Raw genomic sequence first — 17,124 nt, 5'->3', positions numbered from 1 at the left:
GTTAAATAAAAAAACACTATTTAAAATAGTGTTTTTTTATTTAACTTAAAACAAATTTTTCTATAGCTTTAGCTACTCCAGATTCTGTATTTGGAAGAGTTACATATTGGGCAGATTGTTTTACTATATCTATAGCATTACCCATAGCGACTCCTATTCCTGCATATTCAATCATAGATAAATCATTTTCACTATCACCTATGCACATAACTTCATCTCTTTTTAAATTAAAATATTTTGCAAGTTGGGCTACAGCCTCTCCTTTAGAACTTCCTTTTTTCATTATCTCAAAATTATCATCCCAAGAAGAAACAATTTCAAGTTCGGGGTTTAATTGTTTTAATTCTTTTTTTACTTTCATTAAATTTGATATATTATTTTTCTCTATACAAACACCTTTTAATAATTGATTTGGATATAATTTAAAAGCATTATCTATATTATCAATAACTTCGAATTTGATTTTTTCTTCATCTTTAAGACGTTTGTTTAAAATTTTATATATATGATTATCTGGAAGTTCTGTTGTAGAAACTATACCAAAATTACCCGTTAAGTAAGATAATAATCCATACTGTTTTGTAAGACTTAAAAAGTCTTTTATCTCATTAGAACTTAATGGATTATTATATATAGTTTCACCATTACTTCCACCAATAAATGCTCCATTTGAAGCTATGATAGGAGTTTTTAGACCTATTTCATCAGAATATAATTTTGCACAATTATAAACTCTACCAGTAGTTATAGCTACGTGGACACCTCTAGAAACAGCTTCTTTTATAGCTATTTTATTTTCTTCTGATACATTTTGTTGATCCATTAGAAGAGTTCCATCCATATCTATGCATATTAATTTTATAGCCATTTCAAATTCCTTCTTTCGATATATTAAATGTATTTATTACAATTAATATTATATTACTTTGAAATGAAGATGTTAAATAGTAAAATCATATGATAATTATAGTAAAAACTTATAATTATAGATTTTGAAAATAATGTAAAGTTAAAATTAAAAAAGAGGGTTAATGGGTTGAACTATTCAACCTATTGACCCTCTTTGGGTTTATTTATTACAAATTCAAAAACAAATTTTAAAACTTATATAACTAATACAAAAATGAATAACAAATATATTAACAAATATATTTGTTATTACATTGAAATTTCAATGAATTCATTTTTAATCTAAAAATGAACTTTAGATTAAAAAGATTTGGCATAGATATTGCTTATACATTTAAGTATAAAGAATTTATTGGAGGTAGTAAATAATGAATTATAATTTTGATACTATAATTGATAGAAGTAATAACTTTGCAGCTAAATGGTCAGAAATGGATAAGAAATATGGAACAAATGATCTTATTCCTATGTGGGTTGCAGATATGGATTTTAAAGCAGCTCCATGCATAATAGATGCTTTAAGAAACAGACTAGAACAAGGTATTTATGGATACACAACTAGACCAAATTCTTACAATGAATCAATAGTAAACTGGGTATCTAGAAGATTTGGATGGAATATAAAAAGCGAATGGCTAGTTTTTAGTCCAGGAGTTATTCCTGCAATTAGTATATTAATACAAGAACTTACTAATGAAGGGGATAAGATAATGATACAAGAACCAGTATACAGTCCTTTCAATAGTGTAGTAAAAGATAATAAAAGAGAATTAGTTATAAGCCCTTTAAAGAAATTAGAAGATGGAAATTATGTTATGGACTATGAAGATATCGAAGCTAAGATAAAAGATGTAAAAATATTTATACTTTGTAATCCTCATAATCCAGTGGGTAGAGTTTGGACAAAAGAAGAACTAAAGCAATTAGGTGATATATGTATTAAACATAATGTAAAAGTTATTTCAGATGAGATACATAGTGATATAATTTTCAAAGGTCATAAACATATACCTTTTGCATCAATATGCAAGGAATTTGAACAAAATAGTATCACTTGTATGGCGCCTACTAAAACATTCAATATAGCAGGACTTCAAATGTCTCAAGTTATACTTCCTAATGAAAATGATTACAAAGCACTAGATTCAGCTTTTGCAAGAATAGATATTAGAAGAAACAATGCATTTAGTTTAGTTGCAACAGAAGCCGCATATAACCATGGAGAAGAATGGCTAACAGATTTTATAGATTATTTAGAAGGTAATATGGATTTTGCTGTTAATTATATTGAGCAAAACATGCCTAAGTTAAAGGTGAGAAAACCACAAGGAACTTACTTATTATGGGTAGATTTTAGTGAACTTGGATTAAGTGATGATGAAGTTGCTAAGTTTTTAGTAGAAAATGCCAAAGTTGCATTAAACAATGGACCTTCATTTGGGATAGGTGGACAAGGGTATCAAAGAATAAACTTAGCTTGTCCTAAGTCTATGGTTGAAGAAGCTTTAACAAGAATAAAAAATGCTATAGATTCATTATAAAAAACTTAGACCTCAAAATGATACAAGACTTATTTTGAGGTCTAAATTTTAAGGATTGTGAAAACGATACCAAAAAATTAATTAAAGAGAAAGGAAGTTTCCCCATGTGTAAAAATATTGAAAAAAAGAAACCTACATTTAGATTTGCAGTTTTAGTTATGCTTGCGATTATATCTTTGACTACGATTGGAATGGTTGTATTTAAGGCATCTATAACAACTATGTTTTTATTATCATGGCTAATCGTTGTTCCTGCAGCTATGAAATTAGGTTATACGAATAGTGAAATTGAAGAATTTGGATTTTCTGTGGGAAAAGATGCATTTCAGTCTAACTTAATTATATTATCGGTTGGAGTATTAATTGCTACATGGATAGCAGCAGGAACCATCCCAACTATTGTGTATAGCGGGCTTACGATAATAACACCTAAATATTTTTTACTAACAGCACTAATAGTATGTTCTCTTACCTCTATAGCAACAGGTACATCATGGGGAACTTTAGGAACTTCAGGTATTGCTCTAATGAGTATAGGTACGAGTATGGGAGTTCCAGCTGGACTTACAGCAGGGGCTATTATATCAGGTGCATTCTTTGGAGATAAAATATCTCCATTATCAGATTCTACAAATTTAGCTGCAGCTGTCTGTAAGACGGATGTAATAACTCATATAAAACATATGATGTATACTACCGTACCATCATATATAATATGTATAATTTTGTACACTGTAATTGGATTTAAATATGCAAACAACACAATCGATTATAATCAAATCAACGAAGTTATAAATGTTTTAAAAGCTAATTTTAATATAGGGTTCATTGCATTACTTCCTATAATCTTTTTACTTATATTGCTTTTATTACAAAAACCACCAATAGTATCAATATTAGCTTCTGCTATTCTTGGTGGAGTTATAGCAGTTTTCCAAGAAGGAGAAAAAATAGGAGATTTACTAAATTATATGTTAAATGGATACTCTGTAGATACAGGACTTGAATATGCAGACAAACTACTAAATCGTGGTGGAATGATGAGTATGGCAGAAACTGTATTACTAGTATTTATAGTTTTTGTTATAGCAGGGATACTTCAAAAAACTGGGTTCTTAGAAGTTTTACTACAACCTATGATTGAAAAAATTGGGAACTCTAGAACTAAGTTAGTAGGAGCAACATTTATAACTAGTTATTTTGCAAATGCATTTAGTTCTTCAATGATGTTTACATCTGTATTTGTAGGAACTGTTATGTCACCCTTATATAAAGAATTTAAGTTAAAACCAGAAAATTTATCTAGAATAATAGAAGATACGGCAACTCTTGGTGGACCATTAATTCCATGGAATTCAAATGCAATATTTTGTAGTCAAACATTAGGGGTTAGTCCATTTGATTTTATACCATATTGTTTTTTAAGTTGGATAACTCCAATTATTTCATTTACTTATGGGGTTACAGGTTTTTCTATGAAAAAATATACAGATGAGGAACTTAGAGAAATTATAGAACTTGAAGTTGCAGAGGAGATATGTAGGATTTAAACTACACTGTGGGCTGTTCACTAACCGTATTATTGATTCAAGTCATATATATAAAGTTCAAGTTATAGATTTATATTTATATGAAATAAGTTTTAGTTTAGAATATAGTTATTAGATAAAATTTTTATGGAGGGGAAAAAATGGAATCACAAAAGTATTCAGATATTAAAATAACTATATTAAAAAAATTAAAGGTGAATGATATTTTCATAGAATATGCAAAAGAAAACATGCCATTAGTTTGCGCTAAGGGTGAAGTTGGAGATGAATTTATATCCAAAGAATGTGAAATGCCAGAAGGTTTTTGTAAAGGTGCATGGGCAGGTTTAAAAAGTAAAGTTGAATTTTTAGCATCAGGGAATAATAGCCCTTATGTAAAGCAAGATGGAGTTGCAATACATTCTTGTAATGATGGGTTACACCCTGTTATATACAAATTAGAAAGAATATAGAAAAAAGGCTGATCTTAAAATCAGCCTTTTTTATTTAATTTAATTCACTTATTTGACTATCTATTGAACTGCTGTTTATATTTTCATCAAAAGTTAAATCAACTTCATCCAAAGATACAACTTTAGTTTTATGTTTAATTTTATATCCAACATATAAAGCTATGAATAAAGGGATACCTATATAAGAAGCTATTAAACTATGCCAGTCAACTCCATTTGGAGTTATACAAGAATATCCTTGACCTAATATTATTATCAAACACATTATAAGTGCTAATATAGGTCCAAATGGATACCATTTAGCTTTAAACTTTAATTCTTTTAAACTATGACCTTGATGGATATATGCTTTTCTAAATCTATAGTGACAAACTGCTATACCAACCCATGCTATAAATCCAGCAAGTCCAGATGCAGCAACTAACCAAACATAAACTGTGCTTTCTGCAAATATACCAGTTAAGAAACACGCAGAAGCTACTAATGTAGTTAATATTAACGCATTTACAGGAACACCTCTTTTATTAGTTCTTGCAAAAACTTTAGGTGCAAGTCCCTCTTTAGCCATTGAATATAACATTCTAGTTGAAGCATACATACCTGAATTACCTGCAGATAAAACAGATGTAAGTATTACTGCATTCATAAGTGAAGCAGCACCGGCTATTCCTGCTTTTTCAAAAACCATGGTAAATGGACTTTCAGAAACACCAGCTTGAGTAAAAGGTATAATAGCCCCTAATACAATTATAGTTCCTAGATAAAATATTAAGATTCTCCAGAATATTGATTTTATAGCTTTTGGTATAGTTTTTTCAGGTTGCTCACTTTCTCCGGCTGCAACTCCTATAAGTTCTGTACCTTGGAATGAAAAACCTGCAACTAAAAATATAGCAAATACAGATTTTATACCACCATGGAATGGTCCGTCAGCTATAAAGTAATTATGAAATCCTATTTCATCAGAACCCATTACACCAAGTATCATTAACACACCTATTATTAAAAATATTATTACAGTTACAACTTTAATTCCTGCAAACCAATACTCAGATTCGCCATATGCTTTTGCTGATAAAAAGTTTAAACCTACAATTATAGCTAAGAAAAATATACTCCAATAAAATCCAGGTACATTAGGGAACCAATATTTCATAATTAATGATCCGGCAACCATTTCAGCAGCTATAGTTATTGCCCAGTTATACCAATAGTTCCACCCAAGTGCAAAACCAAGTGCTGGATCAATAAACTTTGTAGCATAAGAACTAAAAGAACCAGATATAGGCATATATGTTGCCATCTCACCTAAACTAGTTATTAAGAAATAAACCATTACTCCTATTAACCCATATGCTAGTAAAGCACCACCAGGACCTGCTTGGTGAAGAGTATCACCCATTGCAAGGAATATACCTGTACCGATCGATCCTCCTAGAGCAATCATATTTAGATGTCTAGCTTTTAACCCTCTTTTTAACTCTTGATTTTCATTACTCATTTTACTTATCCTCCTTATGGTAGTTAGTTTTCCATAAGTAAGTAACTAAGATAATAAATCTTTATGAAAATAAAAAATTCACTTCGCTCATGTCGCCAACGACTTCGTCCGTTGCTCAAAAAGCTTTTTTACGCTCAAAATATATTATATGGATATAACTAAGTTTCATAGGTTATATACGAACTTTGAATAATTATAATCCCTTAAGCGTAAAAAAAGCCATGAGACTATGCTCATGACTTTATACGAAAAAATTCATACTAACTAAGTATGATGATACCGTACGCTTTCATTGAAAATAGCACTCCACAAAATGTGACAGTCTTATATATATTTTATATAAGCCCAGTAAATAGTATTAAAGCTATTAACTATTCACTTCGGCGAAATTTCCTTTCATATTACTTCATCGAGCTTATCTCCATAATACTACTAATAAATTTCGCGCCTCTATCTCAGTTATCTACTTGTTGTATACAATTATAAAACAAATTTGAAATAAGTCAATAAAAAAAATTATATTAGTAAAGTTAACTATTTTCAGATGATTTATAAAAATGAGAAAAATTAAGTTAAATTAGTAAAGAAAATCATTGATATACCGATAATATATAAATATTTAACATTACAAAAATAGTTAAGGATGTGATCCATTAATTGATATCACATCCTATTTTTCTAGTTATACATATTATGTTGACTCATGTAATTGTAAATTTTTTCTCCGTGTTCTTGTTCTTCTTTTTGAATATGATTTAAAACTTGGCGTATGTTTTTATCTGCAAACTCAAAGATAGCTGTATTATATGTAGATGATACATATTTTTCAGTACTAAGTGAGTCTTGGCATAACATTTTATCTTGTTCATTATAAGCATTCATTTGTGATGATTGTAAATTCATGTTAGGCATAGTATTTGAATTTTGCATATTTGAGCTTTGATTTCCTTGGTTTTGACCTTGAGCTTGATTAACGTTAGGAACAGTACCACTTAAGATTTGATTTATTGAAGTTAAGTGTTGTTGTTCGTGTTGAGCAAGTTCATTAAATAAACTTTTTAGCTGTGGGTCTGAAGCTTTTTGAGCATATTCTTGATATTTTTGAACACATAATTGCTCATGGCTTTTTTCGTCTTCTAATAACATTTTTTCTTTAGCAGTTAAATTTAACATAAAATACACCTCCACTAAATAGTCTGCATAATAAACAATATATTATTCATATATGATAAAATTAGTACAAGATATAAAATTGCCTTTAAAGGAGTATGAAAAGTGAGAAATGAAAATTTAAGTCTAAATAAGATAATAGATTTCAAGAAATGGGATAATTTACAAGATTATCTTTCGCTAGTTACGAAAATGGCAATAGTTATAGTGGACTATAAAGGAAATCCGATAACTAAACACAGTAGATGCCACAAATTTTGTGAGTTAGTAAGAGGTAATTCTAAGTTATCAAAGTACTGTGAAAAATGTGATTCAAGAGGTGGGTTAGAAGCTGTAAGAATGAATAAACCATATATATATTTATGCCATTATAATATAGTTGATGTGGCTATACCTATTATAGTAGATGAAAAATATATAGGTGCAATAATGGCAGGGCAAGTGAGAATAGATGATTATGAATCAACAGATATGTTAGAACAAATATTAAAAGTTCCAGATAAAGTACTAGAACAAAATGACATCTCAAATCAACTTAATCAATATTATAATGAACTACCTGTTTTATCATATAAAGAAGTAGAAGATACATCTAACATGTTATTTTTATTATCTAATTATATAGTAGAAGAGGCATTAAATAAAAATTTGATTTTAGAGATGTATGAAAAAACTATGAGAAATGGAATAGAAATAGATAGTAAAACTTTTACTGGATACAGCATAAAAAATATAGAAAGTGTTAAAAAAGAAATTTCTAATGCTATTGTGAATAGGTATATAACTTATGATCATAAAGAAGACAGCGAAGAAATTAATGTAAGTAAAACTTTAAAGCCAGCAATACAATATATATATAACAATAAAAGTGAAAATATATCAATGGAAAGTATGGCTAAGTTATGCCATGTTAGTTCAAGTTATTTTAGTAGACTATTTTCAAAAGAAATAGGTGAAAATTTTTCAACATACATATCAAAGCTTAAGATTAAATGGGCAAAAGCTCTTTTAGAAGAAACCGATATGACAATAAATGAAATCAGTGATGAACTTGGATTTAGCGAGTCAGGATACTTTATAAAGATATTTAAAAAATATGAAGGGGTAACCCCAAATTTATACAAGAAACATCTTAGGTAATAGATAAATTGAATTTGTTAAAAAAATTTCGAAAAGTACATAAATTCCAATTATATAATTTTAGTTCAAAAAATTACGGTTTTAAATCGTAATTTATTAACATCTACGTCCAATGTATTTTTAGGAAAACGGTATTATAATTAAGTTAACTTAAAAAATAATATCACTACAAAATACAAAGGAGAGATTAATATGAGAAAAGCATTTATATGTCCTACAAAATATGTACAAGGTCAAGATGAGTTATTAAATTTAGGGTACTTCATAAAAGTATTTGGGGATTCAGCTTTATTAATCGCACATAAAGATGATATAGAACGTGTTAAAGATAAATTAGATTCAACTGCTAAAAAATTTGGGGTAACTTTTGTTGAAAGTAACTTCAAAGGAGAATGTTCAAGAGAAGAAGTAGCAAGATTACAAGAGTTAGCTAAAGAGAATAAATGTGCATGTACAATTGGTCTAGGTGGAGGTAAAGCAATAGATACTGCTAAGTGTGTAGCTCAAGGAGATAACTTAATAATAGTTCCAACTATAGCTGCAACAGATGCACCTACAAGTCATTCAGCAGTATTATATACACCAGATGGAGCATTTGATGATTATGCATATTTCAAGCAAAGTCCAAGTGTAGTTTTAGTTGATACTACAGTTATAGCTAAAGCACCAACTAGATTCTTAGTTTCAGGAATGGGAGATGCTTTATCAACTTACTTTGAAGCAAGAGCAACAGCTAGTTCATATTCAAATGTAAATGCAGGATTACCTTGTGGTTATAGAGAAGGGTTATGCGGAGAAGCTAAGGGAACTAATACAGCATTAGCTTTAGCAAAATTATGTTATGAGACTCTAATAAATGATGGAGTTAAAGCAAAAGTATCATCAGATTGTAACTTAGTTACTCCAGCTTTAGAAAACATAATTGAGACAAATATTCTTTTATCTGGACTTGGATTTGAAAGTGGAGGATTAGCAGCAGCTCATGCTATACATGATGGACTTACTATATTAGAAGGAACACATAAATACTTCCATGGTGAAAAAGTTGCGTTTGGAACAATAGCACAATTAGTTTTAGAAAATGCACCTAAAGAAGAAATCGAGGAAGTATTAGAGTTTTGCTTACAAGTAGGACTTCCTGTTTGTTTAGAAGATATAGGGGTAGAAACTATTACTGAAGAAGAATTAAAAGAAGTGGCAGAGAAAGCATGTATTAAAGAAGAATCTATATATTCTATGCCATTCCCTATAAATGTTGATGAAGTTGCAGCTGCAATAATAACAGCTGATAGTATAGGGAAAAACTATAAAAACAGATAGAGGTGTGACATTATGAAAAAAATAATAAATAAACCAGAAACTGTAGTTATGGAAATGTGTAATGGAATAGCTATGGCACATCCAGAACTTGAGTTTTTAAAAAAATATAAAGTAATTAAGAAAAAAAATATAAATAAAAATAAAGTTAGTTTAATAAGTGGTGGTGGAAGTGGTCATGAACCAGCACATGCAGGATTTGTAGGAAAAGGTATGTTAGATGCAGCTGTTTGTGGAGATGTGTTTGCATCACCTTCTCAAATACAAATATATAATGCAATAAAAGAAACTGCAAGTAATAAAGGAACATTACTAATAATCAAAAACTATAGTGGAGACATTATGAACTTTAGAAATGCAGCACATCTTGCTATAGAAGATGGTTTAATTGTTGACTATATAAAAGTAGATGACGATATTGCTGTTGAAGATAGTTTATACACAGTAGGTAGACGTGGAGTTGCAGGGACTGTTTTAGTTCATAAAATAGCTGGAGCTGCAGCTGAACTTGGTATGAGTTTACATGAAGTAAAGGAAGTTGCACAAAAAGCTGCTAATAATGTTAGAAGTTTAGGATTTGCACTTACATCATGTACTGTACCAGCAAAAGGAACACCTACATTCCAATTAGAAGAAGATGAAATAGAATTTGGAGTTGGAATACATGGAGAGCCAGGAGTAAGAAGAGAAAAAACATCTTCTGCAGATGAGCTGGCTAAAAAAATGGTTAATGATATATTAGCAGATATGAAAATAGAAGATTCAAATGAAGAAGAAATTGCATTGATGATTAATGGTTTTGGAGGAACTCCACTTCAAGAACTATATTTACTTAATAATTCTGTTATACGTGAATTAGCTAAGAGAAATATCAAAATATGTACAGCTTTTGTTGGAAACTATATGACTAGTATAGATATGGCAGGAGCATCTGTATCTATAATGAAATTAGATAATGAGCTAAAACATTTATTATCTCAAGTAAGTGAAGCACCTGGATTTAAGGTTTCAGGAGCTTTCGTACCAGTAGAATATACAGATATATATGAAGATGAAAATAATACAGATGATTCAAATGTATGTTTTGAAGTTCAAACTAATAAAGATTTTTCAAATATAGAAGATTATAGATTCACTCTAGAAAATATGATCTATGTAGTTGATAAAATGAGTGAAATAATAATAAAAAATGAAGTGCCATTCTGTGAATTAGATTCTTATGCTGGAGATGGAGATTTTGGAATGAGTGTTGCAAAAGGATTTAAGCAATTAAAAAGAGAATGGGCAAATATACTTTCAATAGAAGACCTAACTATTGGTAAATTCTTAAATGAATGTTCTATGGTAATAATGGAATACTGTGGAGGAGCATCAGGGCCAATATGGGGAAGTGCTTTTAGAGCAGCAGGAAGATATGTAGGAGATAAAGATGAACTTACTGTTTTAAACTTTGCTAATATGATGGATGCAGCAGTTAATGGTGTACAAGCTACAGGTGAAAGATCATTTGGTAGAGGAGCTGGAGTAGGAGATAAAACTTTAATAGATGCATTAGTACCATGTGCAAACTCATGGGAATTAAGTGTAAAAGAAAATGATACATTTAAAGAAGCTTTTGAAAAAGCAGCAAGAAAAGCTGTAGAAGGAGCAGAGTCAACTAAAGAAATAGTAGCTCGTATGGGTAGAGCAGGAACTGTTGGAGAAAGAAGTTTAGGATATCCAGATGCAGGAGCTCATGCACTTGGAGTAATCTTTACTGAAATATCTAATGATTTAAAATAGTCATCCCATGAATTTCATTTTATATAGATTAAGAACCTCAACTTATTAAAATTGAGGTTCTTTTTTATAATTAATAAATATATATTTTAAAAATTAATCTAAAGCACAATTTAACTTACCTTCTAGAACTTCTTTTGCTACATTTTCATTTCCGTAATAAACATTTAAATACATTTGTTTAATTTCGCTCATTAATGGATATCTAGGATTAGCTCCAGTACATTGGTCATCAAATGCTTGTTCAACCATTTCATCTAAGGTTTCTAAGAATGTACCTTCATCTACACCCCAATCTTTTATAGTCTTAGGGATTCCAACAGTAGATTTTAATTCATCTATTTTATTTAATAGTTTATTAAATTTATCTTCATTTGAATTTCCATTAATACCTATGAATGAAGCTATTTCAGCATATCTTTCTAAACATTGAGGATATTTATATTGAGGGAATATACCCATTTTTATAGGAGCAGAAGATACATTGAATTTTAAAACTTCATTTATTAAAAGTGCATTAGCAACACCATGAGGTATATGGTGGAATGAACCTAATTTATGAGCCATAGAGTGACAAACTCCTAAAAATGCATTAGCAAATGCCATACCTGCCATTGTAGAAGCGTTAGCCATTTTTTCTCTAGCTTCAGGATCAGTTGTTCCGTTTTCATAAGCTCTTGGAAGATATTCAAATATAGATTTAACAGCTTGAAGAGCTAAACCATTTGTATATTCAGTTGCCATCATAGATGCATAAGCTTCTAAAGCGTGAGTTAAAGCATCTATACCAGAAGCTGCAGTTAATCCTTTAGGCATACTCATCATTAAGTCAGAATCTATTATAGCCATATTTGGCATTAGTTGATAATCAGCTAAAGGGTATTTAATGCCTGTATCTTGATCTGTTATAACTGCAAAAGGTGTAACCTCAGAACCAGTACCAGCAGAAGTTGGTATAGCTACAAAGTAAGCCTTTTCGCCCATTGTAGGGAATTCATAAACTCTTTTTCTTATATCCATAAATCTCATAGCTAAGTCGCCAAAGTCTATTTCTGGATGTTCGTACATTGTCCACATGATTTTACCTGCATCCATTGCACTACCACCACCTATGGAAATTATTACATCTGGTTTGAAGTCAGCCATAGCTTTAGCACCAGCTTTAGCAGTTTCTAATGTTGGGTCTGGCGCAACATCATAGAATGTATGGTGTTTAATATTCATTTCATCCAATAAATTAGTTATAGGTTTTGTATATCCATTTTGATAAAGGAAACCATCTGTAACTATAAAGGCTCTTTCTTTTTTTAGAACATGCTTAAGCTCCTGAAGAGCAACTCCTAAACAACCTTTTTTGAAATAAACTTTTTCTGGGGCTCTAAACCAAAGCATATTTTCTCTCCTTTCAGCTACAGTTTTTATATTTATTAAATGCTTAACACCTACATTTTCAGATACAGAGTTTCCTCCCCAAGACCCACATCCAAGTGTTAAAGATGGAGCTAATTTGAAGTTGTATAAATCTCCTATACCACCTTGAGAAGCAGGAGTATTAACTAAAACTCTACAAGTTTTCATAGAATTTCTGAATTTTTTAAGTTTATCACATTGAGTTATTGTATTTAAATATATAGAAGATGTATGACCTAAACCACCATCGTATACAAGTTGATCTGCTTTAGATATTGCATCATCAAAGTTTTTAGCTTTATACATTGCAAGTACTGGAGATAATTTTTCGTGAGCAAAAGGTTCAGATATGTCTACTGACTCAACTTCACCAAGTAATATTTTAGATTCTTTAGGTATTGAAAGTCCAGCTAGTTCAGCTATTTTATATGCAGGTTGACCAACTATATCTGCATTTAGACCTCCGTTTTTATTTAATAAAATGCCTTTTACTTTTTCTATTTCAGATTTATTTAATAGGTAAGCACCACGTTTTACAAATTCAGATTTTACATTTTCATAAATACTATTTAAGACAATAACTGATTGTTCAGAAGCACATATCATACCATTATCAAATGTTTTTGAAAGTAATATTGAATTTACAGCAGTTTCTATATCCGCACTATCATCTATTATTGCAGGGGTATTACCAGCTCCAACACCTATTGCTGGTTTACCAGAAGAGTATGCAGATTTTACCATACCAGGTCCACCAGTTGCTAATATAATATCAGCACTTTCCATTATAGTTGTTGTCATTTCAAGAGATGGTTCATCTATCCAACCAATAATCTCTTCTGGAGCACCTGCTTTTACAGCCGCTTCAAGAACTACTTTTGCAGCTTGAATAGTTGATTTTTTTGCTCTAGGATGAGGTGATATTATAATACCATTTCTAGTTTTTAGAGCAAGTAAAGTTTTAAATATTGCAGTTGAAGTTGGATTTGTAGTAGGAATTACAGCCGCAATAACACCTATCGGTTCGGCTATTTTAGTTATACCAAAAGCTGAATCTTCTTCTAAAACCCCGCAAGTTTTTACATTTTTATAAGTGTTGTATATATATTCTGAAGCAAAGTGATTTTTTATAACTTTGTCTTCTACTATACCCATATTAGTTTCTTCGTGTGCAATTTTTGCTAAAGGAAGTCTTTGTTGGTTTGCAGCCATTGCTGCAGCTAAAAAGATTTTATCAACTTGTTCTTGAGTGTAAGTTGAAAATATTTTTTGAGCTTTTTTGATTTGATCTAGTTTTAGGGCCAAAGATTCAGGTCCATCAACTATTGATTGATTAGTTTTTAACAATTCTTGTTTCATTTATGTTCCCCCTTGGTTTAATTAAGTTGTAACATTTAAAAATGTATGCAACTTTTTATTGTTTAGTGATAAAATTCATTGAAGATTTTTATACAACTATAATTATTTTTATCGGGTGATATGACTTAATGTAATTCTTGACTGAGATAAATGTACTAGCTTGTTAAAAAATTAATTTGTTCTTCAAAAACATTTTAACAAAAAAGCAACCAGAAGGAAAGGGAAAAATTGTTAAAAATAAAACTAAATTAAAAAATAAAACTGCAAACGTTATCTAATTTTTTATATTAAGTTATAACGTATGTTACAGAATTAAATTAAATAAGTGGTTATAATAGGGATATGAATAAATTAAATTAATATTTTAAGGAGAGAAATTTTATGAGCGATTATGGAAACTTACAAAAAATTAAAGATGGAAAGAGAACTTATGCAATAACTCCACATATACCAGGAGGATTTGTTTTGCCTGAGACACTTATAAAAATAGCTGAAGTTGCAAAAAAATATAATGGCGTTCTTAAGTTAACATCTGGGCAAAGAATTTTAATAACAAATTTAAAGCAAGAAGACTTAGTAAGTATATGGAAAGATATAGATATGGAACCAGCGGTTAAAAATCAAAACTCAGTTAAAAATGTAGAGATATGTCCGGCGAACTTTTGTAAACGTTCAAAATATCCTACTATAGGAATAGGAATGAAAATAAGTAAAAACTTTCATGGAATGATACTTCCAAATAGAACTAAAATTGGTGTTGCAGGATGCAGGAATGCTTGCACTAGTGTGTATTCTAAAGATATAGGTGTATTAGTAGATATAGATGGAAAGTTTTTTATAACAGCTGGTGGTAGTGCAGGATTTTATCCAAGAAGCGCAGATATAATAACTAAGGGATTAACTGAAGAAGAAGCTTATAATTTAGTAAAAACAATACTTGAATATTATAATGAGTATGGTCAAATGGGAGAAAAATTAGGCGATTTTATAGATAGAATAAGTATTGAAAATTTTAGAAAAGATGTATTACAAACTTTGAATTTAAAAGAAATTTTAGAGTAGCAATAGAAATTGCTACTCTTTTTTATGCTTAAGAAAATTGAGGTTATTAAAAGCATTATGATGAAAAATGAAATACAAAATAACATTATTGTCTGTTAAAAATGAATTTTTAGATTTTTACAACATTTACCAAAAATGTTTTGGTGTAAAAATACCGGGTATCTAATTAATACAAACACGGGTGATACCAAAGGGTCTAGGGATAGTAATCCGGTATTATTAGGTGAACTTATAAAAATTAAATATCAGGAGATGATTAAGATGAAACATGCACAAGCTGCCAAAAAAAATTCACTTAGCTTATTCGCATTCTTTGCAATGACCGCATCAATGGTTATGACAGTTTACGAATATCCTACATTTGCTACATCAGGATTCAATTTAGTATTCTTCTTATTACTAGGAGGTATATTATGGTTCTTACCAGTAGCACTATGTGCAGCAGAAATGGCTACTGTTGAAGGATGGCAAGAAGGAGGAATTTTTGCTTGGGTTGGAAATACTTTAGGTGAAAAATTCGGATTCGCAGCAATATTTTTCCAATGGTTCCAAATCACAGTTGGATTTGTAACAATGATTTATTTTATATTAGGTTGTGTTTCATACATATTCAATTGGAATGCATTAAATAATGTTCCGGTTATTAAGTTTATTGGAGTATTGGTGATATTCTGGTTGTTAACTTTTTCGCAATTAGGTGGTACAAAAAACACAGCTAAAATAGCAAAAGCTGGATTTATATTTGGGATATTAATACCAGCAATAATCTTATTTGGATTATCAATAGCATACATAGTACAAGGAAATCCTATAGATGTAAAAATAGGAGCTAAATATTTTGTACCGGATTTTTCAAAAGTAAATACATTAGTTATTTTCGTATCATTTATATTAGCATATATGGGTGTTGAAGCATCAGCATCACACGTAAACGAGCTAGATAATGCTAAAAAGAACTATCCATTAGCTATGATCATATTAGTTATATTAGCTATAGTACTTAATACAATTGGTGGATTAACAGTTGCAGCAGTAGTTCCACAAAGCCAATTAAGTTTAAGTGCAGGGGTTGTTGAAACATTTAAAGCTTTAATATTACACTTTGCTCCTCATAGTACATGGCTTGTAAAATTAATAGCTATATTATTAGCACTAGGAGTTATGGGTGAAGTTAGTGCATGGGTTGTTGGACCATCAAGAGGCATGTACGCAGCAGCTCAAAAAGGTATATTACCAAAATCACTAACTAAAACTAATGAACATGATGTTCCTGTAAACTTAGTTTTTGTACAAGGAATAATAGTTACAATATGGGCAGCAGTTCTTACTTTCGGTGGTGGAGGAAATAATGTATCTTTCCTTACAGCTATATCATTAACAGTTGTTATATATCTAGTTGGATACTTATTATTCTTCATAGCTTACTTTACATTAGTACTTAAAAAAGATAATTTAAAACGTTCTTATCATGTACCTGGTGGTAAAACATTTAAATTAATAGTTGCAGCATGTGGATTTGCAACATCAATATTTGCACTAGTAATTTCATTTGTTCCATCAAATCAGTTAAATGCAAAAAGTGCTCATGAATACTTAACTATATTAATAGTAAGTTTTGTAATTACAGTTTTAATACCATTTGTAATATATGCAATTACATCTAAAAAAAGAGAAGTTAAAACAACAAAATAATAAATAAAATTGATAAAACATATATTGGGAGGTTTTTAAAATGTTATACGGTAAGAAAAATCAATTAGGAGATAGCTACGATACTCCAATATTTGGGACAACAGAATCTGGCTCTAGTGTGCCAAAAGATGTTCTAGGGAAAGATTCTATTGCTCCAAATGTAGCGTACAGATTAATAAAAGATGAACTAATGAATGAAGGAAATGCAAGACTTAACTTAGCAACATTCTGTCAAACATATA

12 protein-coding genes, 1 pseudogene and 1 riboswitch are annotated in these 17,124 nt (G+C 30.0%); of the genes and pseudogenes, 9 read left to right on the top strand and 4 right to left on the bottom strand.

What is annotated here, in order from left to right; translation table 11 throughout:
• Nucleotides 1-40 precede the first annotated feature (40 nt).
• Nucleotides 41-868 (bottom strand): Cof-type HAD-IIB family hydrolase, encoded by an 828-nt coding sequence (locus RWY47_RS15850; RefSeq protein ID WP_150841491.1) that lies wholly within the window; start codon nt 866-868, stop codon nt 41-43.
• Between the two features lie 409 nt (nt 869-1,277).
• On the opposite strand from RWY47_RS15850, the gene RWY47_RS15845 reads away from it, so the two are divergent.
• The 3 genes from RWY47_RS15845 (at nt 1,278) to RWY47_RS15835 (ending at nt 4,452) form a co-directional block, all read left to right on the top strand.
• Nucleotides 1,278-2,450, top strand: coding sequence for a MalY/PatB family protein (locus tag RWY47_RS15845; RefSeq protein WP_150841490.1), 1,173 nt, complete (start codon nt 1,278-1,280; stop codon nt 2,448-2,450).
• A 104-nt stretch (nt 2,451-2,554) separates the two neighbouring features.
• The gene (gene nhaC, locus RWY47_RS15840) at nt 2,555-4,000 is read left to right on the top strand and encodes a Na+/H+ antiporter NhaC (RefSeq protein ID WP_224171061.1); all 1,446 of its coding nucleotides are present in this window, start codon (nt 2,555-2,557) and stop codon (nt 3,998-4,000) included.
• Between the two features lie 140 nt (nt 4,001-4,140).
• A complete protein-coding gene (locus RWY47_RS15835) occupies nt 4,141-4,452 on the top strand; it encodes a TIGR04076 family protein (RefSeq protein ID WP_224171062.1) in 312 nt (103 codons plus the stop codon).
• Nucleotides 4,453-4,486: 34 nt separating this feature from the next.
• On the opposite strand, the gene RWY47_RS15830 is transcribed toward RWY47_RS15835, so the two are convergent.
• Nucleotides 4,487-5,953, bottom strand: a complete 1,467-nt coding sequence (locus RWY47_RS15830) for an amino acid permease (RefSeq protein ID WP_025161989.1) — start codon at nt 5,951-5,953, stop codon at nt 4,487-4,489.
• Nucleotides 5,954-6,244: 291 nt separating this feature from the next.
• A riboswitch (Lysine riboswitch) is annotated at nt 6,245-6,414 on the bottom strand.
• A 217-nt stretch (nt 6,415-6,631) separates the two neighbouring features.
• Entirely contained in the window at nt 6,632-7,126 is a 495-nt protein-coding gene (locus RWY47_RS15825) for a spore coat protein (protein WP_150841645.1), read from the bottom strand.
• 102 nt (nt 7,127-7,228) lie between these two features.
• On the opposite strand from RWY47_RS15825, the gene RWY47_RS15820 reads away from it, so the two are divergent.
• The 3 genes from RWY47_RS15820 (at nt 7,229) to dhaK (ending at nt 11,362) form a co-directional block, all read left to right on the top strand.
• On the top strand, nt 7,229-8,263 hold the full coding sequence (locus RWY47_RS15820) for a PocR ligand-binding domain-containing protein (RefSeq protein WP_021431214.1): 1,035 nt from the start codon (nt 7,229-7,231) through the stop codon (nt 8,261-8,263).
• A 192-nt stretch (nt 8,264-8,455) separates the two neighbouring features.
• Entirely contained in the window at nt 8,456-9,583 is a 1,128-nt protein-coding gene (locus tag RWY47_RS15815; RefSeq protein WP_021431213.1) for a glycerol dehydrogenase, read from the top strand.
• A 12-nt stretch (nt 9,584-9,595) separates the two neighbouring features.
• Nucleotides 9,596-11,362, top strand: a complete 1,767-nt coding sequence (gene dhaK / locus RWY47_RS15810) for a dihydroxyacetone kinase subunit DhaK (protein WP_150841484.1) — start codon at nt 9,596-9,598, stop codon at nt 11,360-11,362.
• 93 nt (nt 11,363-11,455) lie between these two features.
• Here dhaK and adhE read toward each other — a convergent pair whose 3' ends face one another.
• On the bottom strand, nt 11,456-14,128 hold the full coding sequence (gene adhE, locus RWY47_RS15805; RefSeq protein ID WP_150841483.1) for a bifunctional acetaldehyde-CoA/alcohol dehydrogenase: 2,673 nt from the start codon (nt 14,126-14,128) through the stop codon (nt 11,456-11,458).
• A gap of 381 nt (nt 14,129-14,509) precedes the next feature.
• On the opposite strand from adhE, the gene RWY47_RS15800 reads away from it, so the two are divergent.
• The 3 genes and pseudogenes from RWY47_RS15800 to RWY47_RS15790 all read left to right on the top strand — a co-directional run.
• Nucleotides 14,510-15,190: an NAD(P)/FAD-dependent oxidoreductase gene (locus RWY47_RS15800; RefSeq protein ID WP_150841482.1), complete on the top strand. Its 681-nt coding sequence runs from the start codon at nt 14,510-14,512 to the stop codon at nt 15,188-15,190.
• 261 nt (nt 15,191-15,451) lie between these two features.
• Nucleotides 15,452-16,882: a glutamate:gamma-aminobutyrate antiporter gene (gene gadC / locus RWY47_RS15795; protein WP_150841481.1), complete on the top strand. Its 1,431-nt coding sequence runs from the start codon at nt 15,452-15,454 to the stop codon at nt 16,880-16,882.
• A gap of 40 nt (nt 16,883-16,922) precedes the next feature.
• A pseudogene (locus RWY47_RS15790) lies at nt 16,923-17,124 on the top strand (glutamate decarboxylase); the annotation flags it as partial.

Source organism: Paraclostridium sp. MRS3W1, assembly GCF_032465715.1.
GTDB lineage: Bacteria > Bacillota > Clostridia > Peptostreptococcales > Peptostreptococcaceae > Paraclostridium > Paraclostridium dentum.
The sequence above is the reverse complement of the archived record's forward strand: the minus strand, read 5'-3'. Positions and strand labels throughout refer to the sequence as shown.